The sequence below is a fragment of the Qipengyuania sp. HL-TH1 genome, assembly GCF_036365825.1.
GTDB classification, from domain to species: Bacteria; Pseudomonadota; Alphaproteobacteria; order Sphingomonadales; family Sphingomonadaceae; genus Qipengyuania; species Qipengyuania profunda.
Window position 1 is genome coordinate 819,390 of the sequence record NZ_CP142675.1, and the last position, 22,447, is coordinate 841,836.

At 63.9% G+C, this 22,447-nt stretch carries 21 protein-coding genes; 11 read left to right on the top strand and 10 right to left on the bottom strand.

Going from position 1 to position 22,447, the window contains the following annotated elements; translation table 11 throughout:
* Positions 1-25: 25 nt before the first annotated feature.
* From ccmC to VWN43_RS04670, 8 genes are all read left to right on the top strand, one after another.
* Positions 26-748, top strand: a complete 723-nt coding sequence (gene ccmC / locus VWN43_RS04635; RefSeq protein ID WP_320180476.1) for a heme ABC transporter permease CcmC — start codon at positions 26-28, stop codon at positions 746-748.
* Positions 748-888, top strand: coding sequence for a hypothetical protein (locus tag VWN43_RS04640; RefSeq protein WP_253516766.1), 141 nt, complete (start codon positions 748-750; stop codon positions 886-888). The genes ccmC and VWN43_RS04640 overlap by 1 nt, the downstream gene beginning before the upstream one ends.
* A complete protein-coding gene (gene ccmE, locus VWN43_RS04645) occupies positions 885-1,355 on the top strand; it encodes a cytochrome c maturation protein CcmE (RefSeq protein WP_320180475.1) in 471 nt (156 codons plus the stop codon). The genes VWN43_RS04640 and ccmE overlap by 4 nt, the downstream gene beginning before the upstream one ends.
* The gene (locus tag VWN43_RS04650) at positions 1,352-3,307 is read left to right on the top strand and encodes a heme lyase CcmF/NrfE family subunit (RefSeq protein WP_320180474.1); all 1,956 of its coding nucleotides are present in this window, start codon (positions 1,352-1,354) and stop codon (positions 3,305-3,307) included. Before ccmE ends, VWN43_RS04650 begins: the two co-directional genes overlap by 4 nt.
* A complete protein-coding gene (locus VWN43_RS04655) occupies positions 3,304-3,828 on the top strand; it encodes a redoxin family protein (RefSeq protein ID WP_320180473.1) in 525 nt (174 codons plus the stop codon). The genes VWN43_RS04650 and VWN43_RS04655 overlap by 4 nt, the downstream gene beginning before the upstream one ends.
* On the top strand, positions 3,825-4,232 hold the full coding sequence (locus VWN43_RS04660) for a cytochrome c-type biogenesis protein (protein ID WP_320180472.1): 408 nt from the start codon (positions 3,825-3,827) through the stop codon (positions 4,230-4,232). The genes VWN43_RS04655 and VWN43_RS04660 overlap by 4 nt, the downstream gene beginning before the upstream one ends.
* Positions 4,229-4,885, top strand: coding sequence for a tetratricopeptide repeat protein (locus VWN43_RS04665; RefSeq protein ID WP_320180471.1), 657 nt, complete (start codon positions 4,229-4,231; stop codon positions 4,883-4,885). Before VWN43_RS04660 ends, VWN43_RS04665 begins: the two co-directional genes overlap by 4 nt.
* 104 nt (positions 4,886-4,989) lie before the next feature.
* On the top strand, positions 4,990-6,933 hold the full coding sequence (locus VWN43_RS04670) for a potassium transporter Kup (protein WP_253516745.1): 1,944 nt from the start codon (positions 4,990-4,992) through the stop codon (positions 6,931-6,933).
* A gap of 55 nt (positions 6,934-6,988) precedes the next feature.
* On the opposite strand, the gene VWN43_RS04675 is transcribed toward VWN43_RS04670, so the two are convergent.
* From VWN43_RS04675 to VWN43_RS04695, 5 genes are all read right to left on the bottom strand, one after another.
* Complete coding sequence (locus VWN43_RS04675) at positions 6,989-7,651, bottom strand: inner membrane-spanning protein YciB (RefSeq protein ID WP_320180470.1); 663 nt, start codon at positions 7,649-7,651, stop codon at positions 6,989-6,991.
* Between the two features lie 87 nt (positions 7,652-7,738).
* Entirely contained in the window at positions 7,739-8,665 is a 927-nt protein-coding gene (ftsY, locus tag VWN43_RS04680; protein ID WP_263606549.1) for a signal recognition particle-docking protein FtsY, read from the bottom strand.
* On the bottom strand, positions 8,662-9,837 hold the full coding sequence (locus VWN43_RS04685; RefSeq protein ID WP_320180469.1) for a MiaB/RimO family radical SAM methylthiotransferase: 1,176 nt from the start codon (positions 9,835-9,837) through the stop codon (positions 8,662-8,664). Before VWN43_RS04685 ends, ftsY begins: the two co-directional genes overlap by 4 nt.
* Positions 9,834-10,643, bottom strand: a complete 810-nt coding sequence (gene dapF, locus VWN43_RS04690; RefSeq protein ID WP_320180468.1) for a diaminopimelate epimerase — start codon at positions 10,641-10,643, stop codon at positions 9,834-9,836. Before dapF ends, VWN43_RS04685 begins: the two co-directional genes overlap by 4 nt.
* A gap of 46 nt (positions 10,644-10,689) precedes the next feature.
* Positions 10,690-12,366 carry a putative bifunctional diguanylate cyclase/phosphodiesterase gene (locus tag VWN43_RS04695; protein ID WP_253516718.1) on the bottom strand — a complete coding sequence of 559 codons (1,677 nt, stop codon included), beginning with the start codon at positions 12,364-12,366 and terminating at the stop codon, positions 10,690-10,692.
* Positions 12,367-12,512: 146 nt separating this feature from the next.
* On the opposite strand from VWN43_RS04695, the gene VWN43_RS04700 reads away from it, so the two are divergent.
* Positions 12,513-12,920 carry an EVE domain-containing protein gene (locus VWN43_RS04700; RefSeq protein WP_320180467.1) on the top strand — a complete coding sequence of 136 codons (408 nt, stop codon included), beginning with the start codon at positions 12,513-12,515 and terminating at the stop codon, positions 12,918-12,920.
* Between the two features lie 12 nt (positions 12,921-12,932).
* On the opposite strand, the gene VWN43_RS04705 is transcribed toward VWN43_RS04700, so the two are convergent.
* Positions 12,933-14,600, bottom strand: a complete 1,668-nt coding sequence (locus tag VWN43_RS04705; protein ID WP_320180466.1) for a thiamine pyrophosphate-binding protein — start codon at positions 14,598-14,600, stop codon at positions 12,933-12,935.
* A gap of 136 nt (positions 14,601-14,736) precedes the next feature.
* On the opposite strand from VWN43_RS04705, the gene VWN43_RS04710 reads away from it, so the two are divergent.
* Positions 14,737-14,931 carry a hypothetical protein gene (locus VWN43_RS04710; RefSeq protein ID WP_253516709.1) on the top strand — a complete coding sequence of 65 codons (195 nt, stop codon included), beginning with the start codon at positions 14,737-14,739 and terminating at the stop codon, positions 14,929-14,931.
* Positions 14,932-14,934: 3 nt separating this feature from the next.
* Here VWN43_RS04710 and VWN43_RS04715 read toward each other — a convergent pair whose 3' ends face one another.
* Complete coding sequence (locus VWN43_RS04715) at positions 14,935-16,272, bottom strand: MFS transporter (protein ID WP_320180465.1); 1,338 nt, start codon at positions 16,270-16,272, stop codon at positions 14,935-14,937.
* Between the two features lie 113 nt (positions 16,273-16,385).
* On the opposite strand from VWN43_RS04715, the gene pgsA reads away from it, so the two are divergent.
* Positions 16,386-16,979, top strand: coding sequence for a CDP-diacylglycerol--glycerol-3-phosphate 3-phosphatidyltransferase (gene pgsA / locus VWN43_RS04720; protein ID WP_320180464.1), 594 nt, complete (start codon positions 16,386-16,388; stop codon positions 16,977-16,979).
* A gap of 699 nt (positions 16,980-17,678) precedes the next feature.
* Here pgsA and VWN43_RS04725 read toward each other — a convergent pair.
* The 3 genes from VWN43_RS04725 to rnd all read right to left on the bottom strand — a co-directional run bounded on the left by VWN43_RS04725 (position 17,679) and on the right by rnd (position 22,415).
* Positions 17,679-19,838, bottom strand: coding sequence for a GNAT family N-acetyltransferase (locus VWN43_RS04725; protein WP_320180463.1), 2,160 nt, complete (start codon positions 19,836-19,838; stop codon positions 17,679-17,681).
* A gap of 332 nt (positions 19,839-20,170) precedes the next feature.
* Entirely contained in the window at positions 20,171-21,067 is an 897-nt protein-coding gene (locus VWN43_RS04730; RefSeq protein ID WP_253516695.1) for a hydrogen peroxide-inducible genes activator, read from the bottom strand.
* A 145-nt stretch (positions 21,068-21,212) separates the two neighbouring features.
* Positions 21,213-22,415, bottom strand: a complete 1,203-nt coding sequence (gene rnd, locus VWN43_RS04735; RefSeq protein ID WP_263606559.1) for a ribonuclease D — start codon at positions 22,413-22,415, stop codon at positions 21,213-21,215.
* Between the last annotated feature and the right edge of the window lie 32 nt (positions 22,416-22,447).

Below are 22,447 nucleotides of genomic sequence, written 5' to 3' on the forward strand. Positions count from 1 at the left end.
AAAGCGGTGCCGGACGGTATATTCGATGCATGGCTTCGCCAATCCCAAGCGCTTCCTCGCGCTCGCCAACCCGCTGACCCCGCTGCTGCTGGTCGGCGGCTTGGTGGTGAGCGCGGCCGCGCTCTATTGGGGCCTGTTCCAGGTGCCTCCCGACCGTCTGATGGGAGAGACGGTGCGCATCCTGTTCCTGCATGTCCCGGCTGCATGGCTGGGGATGGGCGGCTGGACCGCGATCGCCGTGGCAAGCCTCGTATTCCTCGTCTGGCGGCACCCGCTCGCCGCGCTGGCCGCACGCGCTGCGGCATTGCCCGGCCTCGTCTTCACGATCATCTGTCTCGCCACCGGATCCATCTGGGGACGCCCGACCTGGGGCACCTGGTGGGTGTGGGACGGGCGGCTGACCAGCATGCTGGTGCTCGCCTTCCTCTATCTCGCCTATATCGCGCTGGCGCAGGCCGCCGAACGCGAAGGTGTTTCGCCGCGCATTCCGGCCATTTTCGGCCTGCTCGGCGCGATCAACATCCCGATCATCAATCGCAGCGTGGTGTGGTGGAATTCGCTCCACCAGCCGCCCAGCATCACGCTGGGCAAGAGCGCGATCGACGCCGAATTCCTCGTGCCGCTGCTGGTTGCAGTGGCCGGCTTCTCTTTGCTGTTCGGCGGAGTCGTACTCGCACGCATGCGCGCGCTGCTCGCCGATGTGCAGGCCGAGGCGCGCCTGCGCCGCCGCGCGATGGAAGCCGCCTGATGCGCGAAGCACTCGATCAATGGACCTTCGTCGTCGCAGCCTATGCAGTGGGCGTGATCGGCACGCTGGCGATGGTCGGCTGGGCATGGCTCGACATGAAACGCGCCGAGAAGCGCCGCGAGGAAAGCCGCCGGAAATGAACGCGCCCAAACCCAAGCACCAGCGGCTCGTGCTGGTCGTCCTCGCGCTCGTGGCGCTGGTCGGGGCAGGCCTGCTCGCGGCCTATGCATTGCGCAACCAGGCGAGTTATTTCTATCTGCCCGGGCAGATGCTCGCCGACCCGCCCGAGGTCGGCCAGGCGGTGCGCTTGGGCGGTATGGTCGAGCAAGGATCGCTCGAAACCGCGGCCGACGGGGTCACGCTGACCTTCGCCGTCACGGGAAATGACGGATCGCGCGTGCCGGTACGCTTCAGCGGGATCGCGCCCGACCTGTTCGTCGAAGGTTCGGGTGTGGTCGCCGAAGGGCGGCTGGGGCCCGGCGGGATATTCATCGCCGACAATCTCCTCGCCAAGCATGACGAGAATTACGTGCCGCGCGAATTGCAGGACATGGACCAGCACCAGGCCGCGCAAATGGCCGAGGAAACGACGGTCGGGCTGGAATGATCGCCGAACTGGGTCTTGCCGCCCTGTGGCTCGCCGCTGCTTTGGCCGCGCTGCAGATGGCCGTCGGCTTCATGGCGGTGCGCAATGACGGGGCGAGCGAACTGGCCGGGCTGATTCGCCCCGCGGCGATCGTCCAGGGTGTGCTCGTCGCGTTCTCCTTCGCAATGCTGGTGTGGCTGTTTGCCGTCACCGATCTCTCGGTCAAGCTGGTGGCCTCCAATTCGCATTCGATGAAACCGCTGGTGTTCAAGCTGTCGGGCACATGGGGCAATCATGAAGGCTCGATGCTGCTGTGGGTGACCGTGATGGGTCTCGCCGGTGCCCTGATCGCGCTGGTCGAGCGGCGTCTGCCCGAGCGGACGATGAATGCCACGCTGGCCGCACAGGGCGTGGTCTCGCTGGGATTTTACGCCTTCCTGCTGCTCAGTTCGAATCCCTTCGAACGCCTGCCGACCCCCGCTGCGGAGGGGATGGGGCTCAATCCGCTGCTGCAGGACATCGGTCTCGCCTTCCATCCGCCCACGCTCTACCTCGGCTATGTCGGCCTGTCGGTTGCCTTCAGCTTCGCCGTGGGGGCGCTGCTGACGCGGCAGGTGACCCCCGATTTCGCGCGCGCAATGCGGCCGTGGGTGCTCGGCGCGTGGGTCATGCTGACGGTGGGCATCACCGCGGGCAGTTACTGGGCCTATTACGAACTTGGCTGGGGCGGCTGGTGGTTCTGGGACCCGGTCGAGAACGCCTCGCTGATGCCGTGGTTGGCAGCCACCGCCCTGTTGCACTCGGCCAGTGTTCTAGCCAGCCGCGACGCCTTGCGCACCTGGACGATCATGCTCGGCGTGGTCGCCTTCTCGATGAGCATGGTCGGCACGTTCCTCGTGCGCTCGGGCATCCTGACCAGCGTGCACGCCTTCGCCGTCGATCCCGAGCGGGGGACCTTCATCCTCGTGCTGCTCGGTATTTTCATCGGTGGGGCGCTGCTGCTGTTCGCGCTGCGCGCCAATACGATCAGCGAGGGCGAACGGTTCGCGCTCGCCAGCCGCGAAGGCGCGCTGGTCTTCAACAACGTCATGCTGAGCTCGATCCTGGCCATCGTGCTGCTGGGTACGCTCTACCCGCTGCTGACCGAGGCATTCGATGTGCGCGTGTCGGTCGGGCCGCCCTATTTCAATCCCGTCGGGGCGATCTTCGTCATCCCCATGCTCGCGGCCATGGCAGTCGGGCCGCTGCTGCGCTGGCGGCAGGACCGGATCGACCGGATCGGCCGCGAAGTGGCGCTGTTCGCCGCGCTGGTGCTCGCGGGGCTGGTCCTGTTCGGCCTGCTTGCGGAGATCGCGCTGCTGCCGCTGCTCGGGCTCGCCTTCGGGCTGGGACTGGCGGTCGCCAGCCTGCTGCCGCTGCGCCGCCGCAAGCTGGGCCGCACCCCGCTTGCGACATGGGGCATGGTAGTCGCCCATTTCGGTATCGCGGTGGCGCTGATCGGCATGGCGAGCGAAAGCGCCTTTACCAAGGAACGGCTCGCCGCCGTGGCGGAAGGCGGCAACGCCACCGTTGGCCCGTGGACGATCGCCTTGCAGGGCGTCGAGCCGGTCGCGGGTCCCAACTGGACCGCGATCCAGGGGCGGCTTGCGGCAAGCTATGATGGCGGCGAACCGCACATCCTGACCCCGCAATCGCGCAATTTCTGGGCCCCGCCGCAGCAGACCACCGAAAGCGCGCTGGTCACGCGGTGGAACGGCCAGCTTTATGCAGTGATCGGCGACCGCGCACCCGACGGGCGGTGGCAGGTCCGGCTGTGGTGGAAGCCCTTTGTCCCGCTGATCTGGTACGGCGGCCTGCTGGTGGCGCTGGGCGGCGTGCTGGCCTTGCTCGGCCGGCTGCTGAGCGATCTGAGGCATCGCCGCCTCGCAGTGCGCATTGCCGAGCGCCGCGCGGACCGGGAGGCGCTCGCATGAGCTGGCGTCTGTGGGTCCCGCTATTCCTGTTCGCGCTGTTCATCGGCCTCGCGGCCTATCAGCTGACGCAGCCCAAGGACGAATTCGTCGCCAGCGGCATGGTCGGCGAAGAACTACCCTATTTCGATCTTCCGCCGGCGATGGACGGGGTCGAAGGGGTATCCAATGCAACCTTTGCCGATGGCCGGCCGCGCCTGCTCAATATCTGGGCAAGCTGGTGCCTGCCCTGCATCGCCGAAGCGCCGCATCTCGAAAGCCTCGAGCGGCAGGGCGCGGAGATCGTCGGCGTCGCGATCCGCGACCGGCCCGAAGACATTGCCCGGTTCCTCGCGCAGCATGGCAATCCCTACAGCCGCATCGGACGCGACGACCTGTCCGAAGTCCAATTGGCGATTGGCTCTTCCGGCGTGCCGGAAACCTTCGTGATCGATGGCGAGGGCGTGATCCGCTACCAGCATATCGGCGATGTCCGTGCGAGCGATGTCCCGGTGCTGCTGGAACAGCTGGAGCAGGCCCGATGATCCGCGCCTTTCTGGCCGCCCTCGTGCTCGCGCTCGCGCTGCCGGCTACCGCGCAGCAAAGCATGCCGCCCGCACCCTATGCCTATCGCCAGCTCGACGATCCAGCGCAGGAACAGGCCGCGCAGGAACTGATGGAGACGCTGCGCTGCCTCAAGTGCCAGTCGCAGTCGATTGCCGATAGCGACGCCCCCATGGCGGGCGACATGCGCCACCAGGTGCGGATCCGCATCGCGGCGGGTGAAAGCCCCGGCGACATTCGCAGCTGGCTGATGCAGCGCTATGGCGATTACGTCAGCTACAAACCCGCGGTGAGCGCCACGACCTGGCCGCTCTTCGCCATCCCGCTGCTGCTCATACTGGGTGCGGGCGCGGTGCTGCTGCGCCGGTTCCGGGGGCGTGCATGAGCTGGTTGCCGATCATTGTTCTCGCGGCGCTGGTCTTTGGCCTCGCGGTCGTCCTGCTCAAGCTGCCGCGCAGCCTGTGGATGCTGTTTGGCTCGGCGCTGCTGTTCGGGCTCGCGGGCTACGCCTTGCAGGGCCACCCGGGACAGGCCGGCGCGCCCGCAACTCCGGTGACCGACAATGCCGCGCAGACCGGCGAATTGATGGTCGAGGCGCGGCGCGAATTCTATCCGGCGGGTAGGCTGCCCTCGCGCTTCGTGGTCACTGCCGATGCCTTCACCCGGCGTGGCCAACACGACCAGGCGGCGAATTTCCTGCGCAATGCGGTGGCGGAGAACCCGAATGACGGCGAGGCCTGGGTGGCGCTGGGCAATGCGCTGGTGGAACATGCCGATGGCCAGCTGACTGCGGCGGCGCTGTTCGCCTATTCGCGCGGTGAGCAGGCTGCGCCGAATAATCCCGCGCCGACCTACTTCCTTGGGCTCGCATTCCTGCGGGCAGGGGAGCCGGGCCGCACGCTCGCGCTGTGGCGCGAACTGCTCGAAGCGGCACCCGAAAATGCCGAGTGGCGGGCACCGCTGGCCGCGCGACTCGACCGGCTGGAGACGATGTTGGGCGTTGCACAGCCATCCGCTGCCCAACAAAGCGAAGAGTAATCAATGCGATGCGCGATTTGTTGCGAGTGCGAAGCCTTGCTGCTAATCGCCGCGACTTCGCCAAGCAGGCCATGTGACACGATGTTGTCGGAACCCAATCCCGCATGAATGATACCGCTTCTGCGCCGCTCCAGCAGGATGGCGTGCCTCCCGTAACCGAGCAGGGTGGCCACGGCCACGGCGGCTCGCGCACTGCGCTGGCGGTGGGGGCGATCGGTGTCGTCTTCGGCGATATCGGGACCAGCCCGCTCTATGCCTTTCGCGAAACGTTCGCCGGGGCCGCGAGCATCGCCATCGACCGCCTGCATGTGCTCGGCGTGGTCAGCCTGATTTTCTGGTCGATGCTGGTCGTCGTGGCGATCCAGTATGTCACCATTCTGATGCGTGCGGACAATAAGGGGCAGGGCGGCAGCCTCGCGCTGGTCGCCTTGCTCAGCCGCCATATCGGCAAGTCGAGCTACGGCTGGCTGGTCGTGCTGCTGGGGGTCTTCGCGACCTCGCTGTTCTATGGCGACAGCATGATCACGCCGGCCATCTCGGTCCTGTCCGCGGTCGAGGGCCTGACGGTGGTCGACCAGCGGCTCAATCCGCTGGTGATCCCCATCGCGCTGGTGCTGCTGGTGTGCCTGTTCCTGCTGCAAAGCCGCGGTACGGCCAAGGTTGGCGCGCTCTTCGCACCGGTGATGATCGTGTATTTCGTGACCATCGCGGGGCTCGGCCTCAACCAGATCATCCTCAATCCCGACATCCTGTGGGCGCTCAATCCCTATTACGCGGTAATGTTCTTCGTCACCGACGGTGCGGTGGCCTTTTTCGCGCTGGGGGCCGTGGTGCTCGCGGTGACCGGTTCGGAAGCGCTCTATTCGGACATGGGCCATTTCGGGCGCGGGCCGATGCGGCTGAGCTGGTTCGGCTTCGTCATGCCGTGCCTGCTGCTCAACTATTTCGGGCAGGGCGCCATGATCGCTGGCCTGCCGCCCGAACAGGCCGCCGAAGTGGTGCGCAATCCCTTCTTCCTGCTGGCGGGCGAGGAATGGCGCCTGCCGCTGGTCATCCTCGCCACGGTTGCGACCTTTATTGCCAGCCAGGCGGTGATCTCGGGTGCGTTCAGCATTACCCACCAGGCGATGCAGCTGGGCTTCATGCCGCGCCTGTCGATCCGCCATACCAGCGAGACCGCGGCGGGACAGATCTACATTCCGGTGGTGAATTGGTCGCTGATGGTGGCGGTTATCCTGCTGGTGCTGACCTTCCAGACATCCTCCAATCTCGCGGCGGCTTACGGCATCGCGGTGACCGGGGCGGTGACGATCGACACGCTGCTGATGGGCGTGCTGTTCGTCGGTGTGTGGAAATGGAAATGGTTCATCGCGCTGCCGGTGGTGGCGTTCTTCTTGATCGTCGACGGGGCCTATTTCGCCGCCAACCTGGCCAAGGTGCCCGATGGCGGCTGGTTCCCGCTGGTGGTCGGCCTGGTCGCCTTTACGCTGCTCACCACCTGGGCGCGCGGGCGCAAGCTCATGCGCGACCGGATGAGCGAGACCGCATTGCCGATCGAGATCTTCGCCAAGAGCGCGAAGAATTCCGCGACACGTGTACCCGGCACGGCGATCTTCATGGCCAGCCAGACCGCGGGCGTGCCCAGCGCGCTGCTGCACAATATCAAGCACAACAAGGTGCTGCACGAACGTGTCGTGATCCTGACCGTGCTGATCGCGGATGCGCCCTATGTCGACACCACCGAGAGGTGCGAGATTCATGACCTTGGTGACGGCTTCTACCGCGCGACGCTGCATTACGGCTTCATGCAGGAAACCAATGTCCCGCAGGGGCTGAAGGAAATGTCGCGCTGCGGCGGCGAGTTCGACATGATGCACACCAGCTTCTTCCTCAGCCGCCAGACGCTGCTCGCCAGCGACAAGCCCGGCATGCCGATCTGGCGCGAGAAGATCTTCGCCTGGATGCTGCGCAACGCCGCGACCGCGATGGATTTCTTCCGCCTGCCGACCAACCGCGTGGTCGAGCTGGGGAGCCAGGTCGAGATTTAGGACCGGGCTTAGAGGGCCTGAACGCGGCCCTGTGCCGCTGGGTTGAACCGTGCAGTTACGCGGTCGGCGGTTCGTCCTTCACCACCTCATCGCGGTCTTCCAGCGCCAGCCCGTGTTTCATCAGCATGGGCAATTGGGTGAAGGTAAACAGGAAGCTGAGCGGCATGAACACCCAAAGCTTCGCCCACAGCCAGCTTTCGAAGTCCAGTTGCATCCGCAAGACTTCGTTCAGCGCGGCCATGAAGAAGAAGAACAGCCCCCAGTTGCGCGACAGCTTGAGCCAGCCTTCGCGGTCGAGGCCTTCGAAGGCTGCCTCGAGCAGGATTTGCAGCAGCGCCTTGCCGCGCAGCCAGCCGCCGATCAGCAGCACGCCGAACAATAGGTAGATCGCGGTCGGCTTGATCTGGATGAACCTTTCGTCCTGCAGCCAGATCGTCAGCCCGCCAAAGCCGACGATCAGCGCGGTCGAGAGAATCAGCATCGGGCTGACATGGCCGAATTTGAACTTGCTGAAGACCAGCGCCACTACGGCCGCGATCATGAAGGCGATGGTGCCGTAGATGACCGCCGCGATCTCGCCGAAGGTCGAGGTTTCGGGCGGCTGGTAGAACTTGTACACGCCGAGGAAGACCAGCAGCGGCCCATAATCGACGAGAATGTTGAGCCAGCCCGTCTTGGGTTTCGGCTTGGCCGCGGTGTTGCTGTCAGTCTCGCTCATCATTCTCTCAGTCAGTCGTTACGTGCAGCGCAATCGCGCGGAAATATCGGGTTCGCCTTCGCCCCATCGCCATGACGATGGGCTGAACTAGGCGACCCCCGCGATTACGCGCGCCACAAGGTCGGGATCGAACGGGCGCAGGTCGTCGATCTTCTCGCCCACGCCGATCGCATGGATCGGCAGGCCGTACTGTTCTGCCGCCTGCACCAGCACCCCGCCGCGCGCGGTGCCATCGAGCTTGGTCATCACCAGGCCGGTGACGCCCGCGACTTCCTTGAACACGTCGATCTGGTTGAGCGCGTTCTGGCCATTGGTGGCGTCGAGTACGAGCACCACGTCATGCGGGGCCTCGGGATTAAGGCGGCCGAGCACCTTCCGGATCTTGGCCAGCTCGTCCATCAGCTCGCGCTTGTTCTGCAGCCGTCCGGCGGTGTCGACGATCAGCACATCGGTGCCGATCTCGGTCGCCTTCTTGACCGCGTCGAACACGATACTCGCCGGATCGCCGCCTTCGGGGCCGCGCACGATGGGAACGCCTACGCGGTCGGCCCAGGTCGCCAGCTGGCCGATGGCAGCGGCGCGGAAGGTATCGCCCGCCGCCAGCATGACCGCGTAATCGTCTTCCTGGAACAGATGCGCGAGCTTGGCGATGGTGGTGGTCTTGCCGCTGCCATTGACGCCGATCACCAGCAGGACCTGCGGGCGCGGGAAGGCGGTAATCTCGAGCGGTTTCGCCACCGGGCGTAGGATTGCGGCGATTTCCTCGGCGACGGCTTCTTTCAGCTCGCGCTCGGTTATCTCGAGCCCGAAGCGTTTTTCGGCCAGCTTGGTCCGGATCCGCGCGGCTGCCGCCGGGCCAAGGTCCGACAGGATCAGGGCATCCTCGACATCGTCGAGCGTTGCATCGTCGAGTTTTGCCGTGCCAACGACTTCGGTGAGGTTGCTGGTCAGTTTCTCGGAGGTCTTGCGAAAGCCCCCGAACAGCCGGTCGCTCCAGCTCGATGTGTCATTCATTGCAGCAGGCCATTCTCGATTTGCGTCGGCGTCACGGAGACGATCGCCCCGGCGGGTGTGCCTTCGGGCACGGCCACACGGGCGAAATGCGGGGTGTAGCCCGTCGTATCGCGCTCGGCGAGGACACTGTGCGGCTTATCGACGAGCGACGCGAGCCAGCCGTCGCGGGTTACCTTGGCACGGGTGCGCAATTCGGCGGCGCGGCGTTTGACGGTTTCGCGTTCGACCTGCGGCATCCGCGCGGCGGGCGTGCCGGGGCGGGGCGAGTAGGGGAAGACATGCCCGTGGACGATCTGCAACTCCTCGATGATCGCGAGGTTGGCCGCGTGATGCTCCTCGGTCTCGGTCGGGAAGCCCGCAATGAGGTCCGCGCCGATGGCGATATCGGGGCGGCGCTCTTTCAGCCGGGTTACCAGCGCAATCGCATCGCCGCGCAGATGCCGCCGCTTCATCCGCTTGAGGATCAGGTCGTGCCCATGCTGCAGCGAGAGATGCAGATGCGGCATCAGCCGCTCCTCGCCCGCGAAGAGATCGAACAGCAGCGGGTCGATCTCGATCCCGTCGAGCGAGGACATGCGCAGGCGCACCAATTCGGGGAAGCGGTCGAGTACCGCGCGGACCAGTTCTCCGAGTGGCGGCGTATCGGGCAGATCATGGCCCCACGAGGTCACATCGACGCCCGTCAGCACCACCTCGGGCGCTCCGTGGATAAGATGGCGTTCGACCTCGGCCAGCACTTGCGCGATGGTCAGCGAACGGCTGGGCCCGCGGCCTTGTGGAATGACGCAGAAGGTACAGGCATGGTCGCAGCCATTCTGGACCGCGATGAAGGCGCGGGTGCGGTCCTGCGGAATGGCGGGTGTTTCCGCGGGGACATTCCAGGCGCGCGCATCGAGCTTGGCCGTGTTAGCGACGAGACCGTCGACTTCGGGCATGGCGGCAAGCTGGTCGCGCTCGATATCGGCGGCGCAGCCGGTCACCAGCAGCCGTGCATCGGGATGTGCGCGCCGCGCGCGGCGGATCGCCTGCCGCGTCTGGCGTACCGCCTCGCTGGTCACTGCGCAGCTATTGACCACCACCAGGTCGCGTTCCTGCCCCAGCATCGCGCGGATCTGTTCGCTTTCGGAAATGTTCAACCGGCAGCCGAGCGAGATAACCTGCGCCTCGCTCACGCGAAATCGTCCCATTCGAAGCTGCCGCGATAGGCCTCCGCTGCGGGGCCGGTCATGCGGATGCGATTGTCCTCGCCCCATGCAATGACGAGATCGCCGCCGGGCAGGGTGACGGTCACTTCGCGTTCGGCCAGCCCGCGCCGCATGGCGTGCACGGCGGTCGCGCAGGCACCCGTGCCGCAGGCGCGCGTGATACCGGCACCGCGTTCCCATACGTGCAGGCGGATATGCCGGCGGTCGAGGATTGTCGCGACGTTGACGTTCACGCGCTCGGGAAACAACGGATCGGTCTCGATTTGCGCGCCGACGGTTTCGAGCGGCACCGCGTCGGTATCCTCCACGAAGAAGATCACATGCGGATTGCCGACATTGACCGCGCCGGGCTGGTCGAGGGTCTCCCAGCCGACCGGCATGACGGCGGTGTCCATGCCATAGGCAAGCGGGATCGCCTCCCAGTCGAAGCGCGGTTCGCCCATGTCGACGCTGGCGCCAGTGCCGCTGGGTTCGACCGCGATCACGCCGCCCGCTGTTTCCACCCTGACGGCAGCGCCATGAAGCAGCGCGACTGCGCGGCTGGCATTGCCGCAGGCGCCGACCTCGGTGCCGTCCTGATTGAAGATGCGCATGCGGAAGTCGGCGGATTTGCTCGGCTCGAGCAGGATCAGCTGGTCGCAGCCGATCCCGGTGCGGCGGTCGGCCAGTGCGCGGGCAACGGGCGCGTCGATCGCGGGGAGGGTACGCGTGCGGGCGTCGAGCACGACGAAGTCGTTGCCCAGGCCGTGCATCTTGATGAAATCGACGCGCATCGTGCGGCGCATCTATGCACTCGCCGCCGCAGCGTCCAGTGCCGTCTCAGCCAGCGCGCTTGCTACCCTGCGCGGTGAAATCGACCTCGGTGACATTGTCGAGCTTGTCCTTGGCGAGCAGGTCCTGCCGGCTCAGCCGTTCAAGGACCAGCCCGGCGGGTTCGGGACGACCATAGTGATAGCCCTGGCCCTTCATCTTGCCCATCCGCTTGAGCGCTTCGAGCACGACTTCGTTCTCGATCCCCTCGGCGGTCACCGGCAGCTTGAGCCCGTCGCTCATCGCGAGGATCGCATCGACCAGCTTTTCTCCATGTTCTTCCTGCTTGAGCTCGGAAATGAAGGTGCGGTCGATCTTGAGGCGGTCGAACGGCAAGCTACGCAGCTGCGACAGGCTCGAATAGCCGGTGCCGAAGTCGTCGAGACTGACCCCGACGCCCTGGTTGCGCAGGCTGCTGATCATCGAGCGGACCATGCCGACATTTTCGTGGAGGCAGCTTTCGGTGATCTCGATATCCAGCCGGTTGGCAGGGAAATTGTGCCGCACGAGCAGCTTGAGCAGTTTCTGGGCGAACCACGGATCGCGCATCTGCACGGGCGAGATATTGACCGCCAGGGTGAGCTGCGAATCCCATTCCTTGGCGTCTTCGAAGGCGCGCGCGATCAGCGCTTCGCTCATTTCGCCGATGACGCCGATTTCCTCGGCAATCGGGATAAAGATATCGGGGCCGACGACGCCCATTTCGGGCGATTCCCACCGGGCGAGCATTTCGAAGCCGACCAGCTTGCCCGATTCAAGATCGACCTGCTGTTCATAATAGGGCCGGAACTCACCATTGGCGATGCCCTTGCGAATGCCCGCTTCGAGCTCGTTGCGAAAGCGCAGCTCGTTTTCCATCGGCGGTTCGAACCAGTAGAAGCGGTTCTTGCCCTGCTTCTTGGCGTGATACATCGCGATATCCGCCTTGTGCATCAACTTCTGCGCCGACGTCGTGCCGTGGCGCATGTCTTCGATCTGCGTGCTCGAGGCGATGCCGATCGACATGGTCACATCGACCGGCGAATCCCCATAGGGAACCGGCCGGGCGACCTGTTCGATCATCCGCGTGGCAAGCTGGTCGACCCGATCGGGGACCTGCGGGTGATAGGGCACGACGCAGACGAATTCGTCGCCGCCAAGCCGCGCCAGGATCCCGCCATCGGGCAGCAGGCGCTGGATGCGCGCCGCGGTGGTGCGCAGAACTTCGTCGCCGGCCTGGTGGCCGTGAAGGTCGTTGACCTGTTTGAAATTGTCGAGATCGACAGCAATTGCCGCCAGCGCCTGTTCGCGGCGCTCGAGGTCGTTGAGCAGGTCGCCCAGCGCGGTGGTGAAACTGCGGCGGTTATGGCAGCCGGTCAGATGGTCGAGATCGGCCAGGCGGCGCGCTTCTTCCTCGGATGCGCGGCGGGTGTCCAGCTCGTCGGACAGTGCCTTGTAGCGCTGCCAGCCGAGCAGGATCAGCGCGATATTGAGCAGCAGGGCATTGGTTAATGCGGTGTCGGGCGACGCCTCCTTGCCGGTCCATGCCTTGATCAGGTCGGGAAGGACGACGCCCGCCGTCCCCACGAACAAGATAATCGCCGCAAAGGCGATCCCGAGAGTGACGAAATCACGTTCGCGAGGCGCAGGTTTCCTGCCCGCTTGCGTGCGTCGATCCTCATGTGTCTTGGCAGTTTTCGCGGTCAAGCCCGCCCCCTGAGTTGTGGCTGCAGGGCTTGCTTAGGCAAGGCCGCCTAAAAACAGGTTAACCGGGGACTGCGGTGGGTGGTCACTGCGGGCTGCACGCGCTACCCGCTGCGAACCCGAGCAAAATTGACGGAGCAGGTTCCCCGATGCGTTACTGGCTGTTGAAATCCGAACCCTTCAAATATGGCTGGGACGATCTCATCGCCGAGAAGGAAGGCACGTGGGACGGGGTGCGCAACCACCGGGCCAAGAACAATCTCGCGGCGATGGAAGTGGGGGACCAGGCGTTCTTCTACCATTCGCGCGAAGGGCTCGAGATCGTCGGCATCTGCGAAGTCAGCGTGGCGGGCATTACCGACCCGACCGATCCCGAAGGCAAATGGGCCGCGGTGAAGGTCAAGCCTAAAACCAAGCTGCCGCATCCGGTCACGCTCAAGCAGATCAAGGCCGAACCCAAGCTGGCGGATTGCGAACTGGTCCGGCTCTCGCGCCTGTCGGTGGCCGAGATCAAGCCCGACGAATGGTCTGTGATCTGCGCGACGGCCGGGATCTAGCCGCCCGAGACGCTAACCGCCGCGCAGGCCGCTGATACTGGCGCCGCTGGCGGCGAGTTGTTCGATATCGATGGTGCAGTGGATCAGCCGCACACCGCCGCGACCCTGCGCCTCGACCAGCGCGTGCTTGAACTCCTCGGTCGTTCCCGCCCGCGCCGACCAGCCGCCGAAGGCTTCGGCGAGCGCGGCGAAGTCGGGATTGGCAAGGCGGGTGGCACTGATCCGTTCCTCGCCGGGAAATTCGCGTTCCTGGTGCATGCGGATCGTGCCGTAAGCCGAATTGTCGACCACGATGACCAGCAGGTTGGCGCCATGCTGGACCGCGGTGGCCAGTTCCTGCCCGTTCATCAGGAAGTCGCCATCGCCTGCCACCGCGACCACGGTGCGTTGCGGATACCGCAGCGCCGCAGCGACCGCCGCGGGAACGCCGTAACCCATCGCGCCGCAGGTGGGGGCGAGCTGGGTCGGAAAGCCCTCGTAGCGCCAGTAGCGATGCCACCAGCCGGCAAAATTGCCCGCGCCGTTGCAGATGATCGTGTCTGCGGGCAGCGTGTCGCGCATGAACTGGACCGCCTGACCCATGTCCAGCGCATGGTCGTTGGGGTGCGCGGTTGCCCAGTCTTCCCATTCGGCATGCGCCTCGGACCCGGCATCGAAGTCGATTGCATCGCCGTCGTCCCACAGTGCGGCGCTTTCCGCGAATTCATCCATGCTGGCGCAGATGGCCAGATCGGCGGGGTAGACGCGGTTGAGTTCGTTTGCATCGGGATGAACGTGGACCAGCTTGCGCTCAGGCGCGGTCAGCGGCGGGACGGTGTAGCCATCGGTGGTCGCTTCCCCGAGCCGCGCACCGATCGCGAGGATCAGGTCGGCCTGTTTGACGCGTTCGACCAGCGCGGGGTTGGGTCCGTACCCGAGATTGCCGGCATAGACCGAGCTCGCGGGTGAAATCGCGTCCTGCCGGCGGAACGCCGTCGCCACCGGAATGCCGAGCCGCTCGGCGAAGAGCTGGAAATGTGCGCGGGCCTTGGCGTTCCAGCCCGCGCCCCCGATGATCGCCACGGGCGCTGCAGCATCGGCAATCAGCGCCATCATCGCCTGCATCGCATCGGGGCAGGGCGCCTGGGCCGGACGTTCGACACGCGGGCGAGGCCTCGCCGTGGTGTCCCGGCTGAGCATGTCTTCGGGCAAAGCCAGCACGACCGGTCCGGGCCGCCCCGAGATCGCGGTGGCATAGGCGCGCGCGATATATTCGGGGATGCGCTCGGCGGAATCGATCCGCGCCGCCCATTTGGCGATCGGTCCGAAGAACGCCGCGAAATCGACTTCCTGGAAACCTTCGCGGTCGCGCATTTCGCTATCGACATCGCCGACGAACAGAATCATCGGCTGTGAATCCTGCATTGCGACATGCACGCCGATGCTGGCATTGGTCGCCCCCGGACCGCGCGTGACGAAGGCGACCCCGGGGCGGCCCGTCATCGCGCCATCGGCGCAGGCCATGAAGGCCACGCCGCCTTCTTGCCGGCAGGTCACCACGTCGATCGCGTCCTGCTGGCCGAGACCGTCGAGCACCTGGAGGAAGCTCTCCCCCGGCACGGTGAAGACGCGGTCGCAGCCCTGTTCGATGAGGCAATCGACGAGCAATCGGGCGGCGGGCGGGGTGTTGGGCGCTTGCATGATAGCGCCGGTTAGCCCGCCTGATGCAGCGGCGCAATTGCGAGCTCGATCGGCGATTTGCGCGCGCGCCGTTCCAGTCGGGGACAGTTGGACCAAAAGCGGTTCCAAAAGGTTAAGAAAGCGTTAACAAGGGCCTATGCGACGCGCCCTGGTCCTTTCGAGTGAAGCCGCCCGCCACTGGTTCCGGGCAAGCCTGCCGCAGCGACGTGCGGCCTTCGCCGATCTACCCGCCAGCAGGACGGTCGACTGGCGCCTGACCCGCGACGATGTCCGCGGGGTCGCAACGACCTATTTCGCCACACTCGCCGCGGTGTTCGCCTTTATCGTGTAGCGCTTAGGCGCCGGCAGCAACGGCTTCGGCGGCCGCGTGGTTCTCCGCCGCGATCAGCCTGCGTGCGAGCCATGCGGAAACCAGGCACATCGCTGCGCAGAGCAGGATCTGTTCGGTAATCGGCACCCCGATGGCGCTCATGCCCATCGCCACGAGCGACCCGCCCACCATCGCGCCCGAATTGACGATATTGTTCGCCGCGATCGTGCGCGAGGCCTTGTCGGGCGAAACGCGCGTGGTGAGGAAGGCGTAGAGCGGCACCACGAACATTCCGCCAGCGACCGAGATGCCCAGCAGGCACAGCAGCAGCACCGCTGCCATGGGCCAGGCGAGGAACTCGCTCACCCCCAGCAGGCTGGTCGGCTGGTCCGCTTCCCACAGTTTCGCCACGACGTAGAAGGCGACCACGAACACCCCCATCGCGATCACCGATCCGGGTCCAAACCGCGCCGAGACGCGCCCCTTGAGCAGTGCATTGACCGCCACCGATCCGATCGCCACGCCGACCGAGAACACCACCAGGAACAGGCTGGCGACTTCGGGGCTGGCCATGATCGTGTTCTTGGCGAGCGGCGGGAACTGGATGAACAGCACCGCGCCGATGGTCCAGAAGAAGCTGATCGCGAGGATCGCGTAATAGACTTCCGGATTGTGCATCGTATCGCGCACCAGCTTCGCCGAGGCGCGCAGGATGTGCCAGTCGAGCTTCTCGATCTCGCCCATGGGCGGGGCGGGGGGCACCTGGCGGCTGACGAGATAGCCGATGCAGGCGGTCACGATAATGCCGATCGCGGCCCAGCCGGTATGTTCCACCGCCAGCGGCCCGGCGAGGATCGTGCCGGCAAGAATGGCGATATAGGTCCCGGCCTCGACCAGTCCGGTCCCCGCGAGCACCTCTTCCTTTTTGAGGTGCTGCGGCAGGATCGCGTATTTGATCGGCCCGAGGAAGGTCGACTGCACCCCGGTCAGGAACAGCGCGAGCAGCAGCAGCGGGATCGCCACCGTCTGCACCATGATGCCCTGCCACGCCATGTAGAGGCCGGCCGCGCCGATCATCATCAACCCGATCTCGCACAGCTTGACCGTGCGGATGATCTTCGCCTTGTCGCGCATGTCGGCGAGCTGGCCCGCCAGCGCGGACAGGATGAAGAACGGCAGGATGAACAGCGCGGAAGCGAGCCCGCTGAACCCCGCCTCGGTCGTCTCGTCATTATAGACCGCGTAAACGACGAACAGGACCATGGTGGTCTTGTAGAGGTTGTCGTTGAAGGCGTTGAACAGCTGCGTGACGAACAGCGGCAGGAACCGCCGGCGCCGCAGCAAATGCGTGGATGTAAGCATGACCCCCCGGGCAGAAACCCATTTGTGGCCCAAGTCTAGTGCCATCGCGGTGGCGGACAAGGGCACACAGCGGCTTTTGCGACGGGACGATTGCCGCTAGGGCTGGCGTCACGATGCTGACGCTGCCCAACATGCTGACACTGTCGCGTATTTTCGCGATTCCGCTGCTCGCCTGGTTCCTGTGGTGGCCAGGCTGGGAAACCGGCTTTTTGCTCGCCTTCGGGCTCTACTGCCTGATGGGCATCACCGATTACTTCGACGGCTATCTGGCGCGCACCAGCGGGACCGTCTCAAAGCTCGGCATCTTCCTCGATCCGATCGCGGACAAGATCATGGTTGCCGCGGTGATCCTCGTGCTGGCCGCGCAGGGTGTGCTACGCGGACCCTATGTCGGCGACATGCATGTCGTGGCCGGGCTGATCATCCTGATGCGCGAGATCGCCGTATCGGGCCTGCGCGAGTTTCTCGGCCCGCTGCAGGTCTCGGTCCCGGTGAGCCGGCTGGCCAAGTGGAAGACGACCTTCCAGATGGTCGCGCTGGGCGCGCTGATCCTCGGCCAGGGCCTGCCGCAATGGACCATGATGATCGGCGCGGTCGAAGCGAATATCCCGCACACGGTGGGCCTCGCTACGCTGTGGGCGGCAGCCGTGCTGACGGTAATCACCGGCTGGGATTACCTGCGCGTCGGCCTCAAGCACATGGATTAGGATTCGCCCTCGGCCACTCTGTAGACATGGACCGGGTGTTACACGGTCCAAGCGCAAAAAACGCGGGGGTGCGAAAGGGGCGGGATCGGGCTGGTTCGACGGCGAGAAAGAGCGGGCGCCATTTTAGCGGAGCGCGGGCGAGTAGGAAATGTCGGGATGGGGACGGGAGCGGACTGTCCTCTCGTTGACCTTGGAACGGGTAGAGCCGACATTTGGTAAACTAGCCCCTCGGGGAAAATCGGTCCGTTCCGACCGGCATCGTCTTGTCATGTCTATCCTGCGGACATCGATAAGCGTTCCTTCAATTCGCAACCTGGTCGAAGGTGCATAAAGAATTGCGGAGGCTGGAAATTGAGCCGAAGAGCTCGCGCTGCCTCCAAATCGATTGGGTTATCGAGCGATCTGACCTCGCTCAGAATTAAAGCGTGCGCGGTATCACGTCCTTCAACGTAATCATCATATTCGGATTTCGAAAGCGCCAATTGAGAGCTGTGTTTAGCCCAGAGATCAGCCACGGATAGGGTCTCTGAATAGCGAAGCTGACAGACCGCCGAAATCGACGCAATTGGGGCTTTGCAATACAGCCATATTGTCGCTCCCTCGGTTATGCGGAGAGCTCTTCGACGAAGTTCGACTGTCTTCTCACCAGACAGAATGCTGGCAAGGTACCTTGGCTCGACAGAAATTAGGATCTCACTCTTAGCCAAGCTGCGGCATCCCTTCTTTCATGAGCGTTGCGACTGAGGCGGGATCGATAACCTTCGCAGTCACGAGGTTGGCGCCATCCCAGCACCCGATTTCACAAAGGCGATCCTTGCTGATGGGATTCCTAAACAGCATCACCGTATCGATGTCGATAACCGTCTTCAGCCCGCGCCCGCGTGCTTTTTCAAACTCTGCAACAGGTAAGACACCACGGTCGCGGCTGATTGCAGCAGCTTGATCTGTAGGCAAAGCATAGCGCGCTAAGATTCGAGCAACTGCCGTGATCGCCTTTCGTCCTCCACGCGGAGCAGACTCGTAGAAGAATGCCAACCCACCTTCGGGGACGCTGCCGTAGTTGCCTCCTATGTAGGCTTTTGTATCCTTTAGCGCGGCTTGGGCATGGTCAAGTAGATAGGGTTGCTGCCCGCCGTGGAAGAGCTCTTCAGCGTATCCAGACCTGATAGGTAATATAACGCCGGGGCGGTCACTGGCGCAGATAATCGTGGGACTGAAGAGTTCTTCAATCTCTTTCAGGCTCGCAAAACGCTTCGAGCCTCTGGCATCGGTCAACTGGATCGCCGTCGCATTAGTCGTAGACGGTTCGCCAGTGAGTTTTACGCCGGTGGCTTGTTCGATTGTCGACGCTGCATTTGACCAATTCTCGCTTTGAACCGCACGTCCGAGCGAAACCTTACGGAGGGCAGGATTTCTTGGTGCATCGGAACCATCCGCATAGAAATGGTTCGCGACAGCCACTTTCCTAATTAGGTGCTGCATAAGGTGCGGCTTAATTGAGAAGATTGTGAGGGGGCACGCGCCTGTGTCCTGACAAGCAATTCGCAGCAGGTGCCTAATGGCCAGAATCGCGTCGGGGTGAGTTTCGTCCGCATAGATATGTAAGGTTCGCTCGACGACCGAAGGTCGCGGCGAGTCCCAGCTAGCAAAGCACACTAGCCCCTCTGCCGATCGAACAAGCTCTCGTCGACGAGGTGAAGTTGCGGTCCCTGCGGCGAGAGTACCGCGTATGCGGACGTCGCTTAGGTGATAGTTTCGCAAGAGTTGCCCGATGGCTTCCCTGTCTTGTTCTTCAAAACTCGCCGGTTGAAGGGTGGAGGACGCTGTCTGGATGAACGCTCGTGGTCTGGCTCCAAATTCGGCCTCAAACCCCTGACCGAAAGTACTCGGAGATAAGATGCTTAGGTTATATCGAGCATTGAGTTTGTCAGCCGCGCGAAGAATGGCTTCGTCGGATGTGATGAAACCAACAACGTTTTCCTCGATCGCAGTCGCGAGGTGGCGAAGGTCCGCCTCATCATTTGCTTTTAGCGTGGTTTGATGAGCTTTCTCAGGGAAGACCATCGGGAGTAGCTCTTCGCGCAGCCTCAATAGGGTCTTTTGATCGGGCAATCGCAATGTTGGGATCGCTCGACAGAGATTCAGGATCGGATCCGGCTGATCCTTTCGACTATGCTTCTCTAACTCAGCCGATATCTCGGCCGTAATCGCGAGCTTCACGTCGTTTTCCAGTGCTGCCGCCACGACACCTTGTGCGACTTCCGAACGAGGCCTCATCTTCGTAACGTCGAAAATGACATTTAGATCGAGAACATATCGAGGCACCGAAGTGGGTCTTGGTCCTCGCATTACCGGTGCGCGAGCTTGGCTTGCCGGCTGGTCGATCAGATCAAGCAAGCTGGGAGATGAAAGCTCCTTTGCACGAACCTTGATAAGCCGCTTCGTCGTTTTGCCGCCTTCCTTCGTCGCGACGACATCAAAACCCATTTTCTCGTAGAATCGGTTGGCCGCAGATAGGTCGGCTGCGACGTTTGCTACGGCGCTCAAGAAGCCTTTTTCTTCAAGCCCCTCCAAGACGGTAGTCAGCAACCTTTCACCAATAGAATGGCCGCGAAAATTAGGCGCTACATAAGTTTGAAATATCTTCGCTTGGGGAAACACTCCCCCATACAAGCAATATCCTACGAGCTCTTCGCCCGAGCCATCGATGGCCGCGACCGCCCGCCCTTGCTGCACGAACTCTCGGTAGGCATTCGGGGGCAAGAAGCCAAAGGATGCGCGCTCAGAATCCGCCGCTTGACGGATGGATTCAATATGGGGCTCAAGCTCTTCCCGGCTGGTAAATATCTGAACCGTCATTCGAATAGTTTAGCGGCAAAACGCCCGATCATCTACGATCAGCAATACGCATTCCACATTGATACTTCGGTTGCCACAGAGCGCCTTCCAAAAAGCGCAGAATTTTGTGCTTCATATCAAGGTGTGGACGAGAGAGGTTTCGCGCTCTGGCCGCCCGCCTTCCAAAGAAGGTGCCCGTGGAGAATGCCTGTCAAGGGTGGCGCTAAGGGGAGTAGTGACTGGAACTGGGAGCTAAGTAGCTACTCGCGAATGACCGACGCAAGGGCGCAAGGCGGACGAAATCCGCGTAAACTTGCTTTGGCGGCAATGGGACAAATGCCGTCCCTTGCCGCCTAACCCGCGCGCAATTCCTCGGCCAGCAGTTCGAAATCCGCGCGCCTTGGCGAGTTCTTGCGCCAGATCAGTGCGATCTCGCGGGTGGCGTTCTTCGATTTGAGCGGGCGGGCGACGACGTCGGTCCCGTTGAGGATCCCCGCATCGACCGCCATCTTGGGCAGCATGGTCAGGCCAAGGTCGTTATCGACCATCTGCACCAGCGTGTGCAGGCTGGTGCCGATCATCGTCGCGCTGGCGCGCATTTCGGGGCGGTTGCACGCGGCCAGCGCGTGGTCCTTCAGGCAGTGGCCGTCCTCGAGCAGGAGCAGCCGCCCCTCGTCGATCATGCTCGGGGGCACGAATTCGGGCGGATCGCGCGGGTCGTCCTTGGGGAAGGCGACGTAGAGTTCGTCATGCGCGATATGCGCCTTTTCCACCTCGCCGGTAGTGAAGGGCAGCGCGAGCAGCACGCAATCGACGCGGCCGTGCTGGAGCGATTCGACTGCATCGTGGCTAGTTTCCTCGCGCAGCAGCAGTTCGAGGTCGGGCCGTTCGCGGCGCAGGCGCGGGAGGAAGCGCGGCAGCAGGAACGGTGCGATCGTGGGGATCACGCTCATCCGCAGCTGGCCCGCCAGCGGCTTGCCCGCGGCCTGCACCAGATCGGCCAGTTCCTCCGCCTCGCGCAGGATGCGGTGCGCCTTGTCGACCACCTGGTTGCCCAGCGCCGTAAAGCGCACGACCCGGCGGCTGCGCTCGACCAGCGTTACGCCGAGCAGCGATTCGAGCTCGCGAATGCCCGCCGACAGCGTCGATTGCGACACGAAGCTGGCATCCGCCGCGCGCCCGAAATGGCCGTGCTCGTGGAGCGCGACGAGATATTGGAGCTGCTTGAGCGTGGGAAGATAAGTGCTCATGCGTAGCCTCCCCCGACGGGGGAGGGGGACCGCGCGAAGCGGGGTGGAGGGGCAAAATCGTCGGTTCGGAGCCTATCGACGTGCCCCGCCACCATCCTGCGGATGGTCCCCCTCCCCGTCTCGGGGAGGATATTTGCCGCGCGGATCACTCCGCTGCCTGCGCTTCGACCATGCCCGCGTGCAGTTCATCGACATGGGTCATCAGCAGGCGGCCGTCCTTGACCGCGAAAGCCAGCCGGCCTTCGACCAGTTCGAGCGCATCCTTGCCGAAGACTTCGTAGCGCCAGCCGGTCAGAATCTTGAGGTCGCGCGCGCCCGCGGCGAGCGCTTCCATCTCGTCGGCCTTGGTCAGCAGGCGCGACGCGACGTCGATCTCGCGCGCGCGGATCTTGAGCAGCAGCTTGAGCAGATCGGCGACCAGCGCGCCTTCCTTGCCCAGCGGTGCACCGCGCTTGGGCTTGTCGGGCATTTCCTCTTTCGGCAGCGGTTCGGCCTTGTCGAGCACCTTGAGAAGCCGTTTGCCGATGTCGTTGTCTTTCCACGCGTTCGACAGGCCGCGGACCTTGATCAGGTCGGGCTGTTTCTTGGGCGGGTGGCTGGCGATATCGGCCAGCGTCTCGTCGCGCATGATGCGCCCGCGCGGGATGTTCTTGTGCTGCGCCTCGCTCTCGCGCCACGCGGCCAGCGCCTTGAGCCGTCCGAGCACCGCCGGATTGCGCCCCGGCGAGCGAATGCGCTTCCACGCGATGTCGGCGTCATTGGCGTAATTCGCCGGATCGGCCAGCTTTTCCATTTCGGCATCGAGCCACACGCCGCGGCCGGTCTTCATCAGCTTCTTGAGGATGCGCGGGAAGATGTCCGCCAGATGGGTGACATCGCCGATCGCATATTCGATCTGCCGCTCGGTCAGCGGGCGGCGGCCCCAGTCGGTAAACCGCGCTCCCTTGTCGATCGTGAGGCCCAGCCAGCTTTCGACCAGATTGGCATAGCCGATCTGTTCGCTCTGGCTGATCGCCATCATCGCGATCTGCGTATCGAAGATCGGCTGCGGGGTCTTGCCGGTGAAATTATAGACGATCTCGACGTCCTGCCCGCCGGCGTGGAAGACCTTGAGCACCTCGTCATTGTCGCACATCAGGTCCCACAGCGGGGTGAGGTCGATGCCGTCGGCCAGCGGGTCGATCGCCGCGGCCTCTTCCTCATTGCCGATCTGCACCAGGCACAGCTCGGGCCAATAGGTGTTCTCGCGCATGAATTCGGTATCGACGCAGACGAAATCGCTTTTCGCCAGTCGCTCGCACAATTCGGCCAGCGGTGCAGTCTCGGTAATAAGCTCGTGTATTTTCATCGTATCTTTTCGTTTCTGTCGGGCGGAGTGCC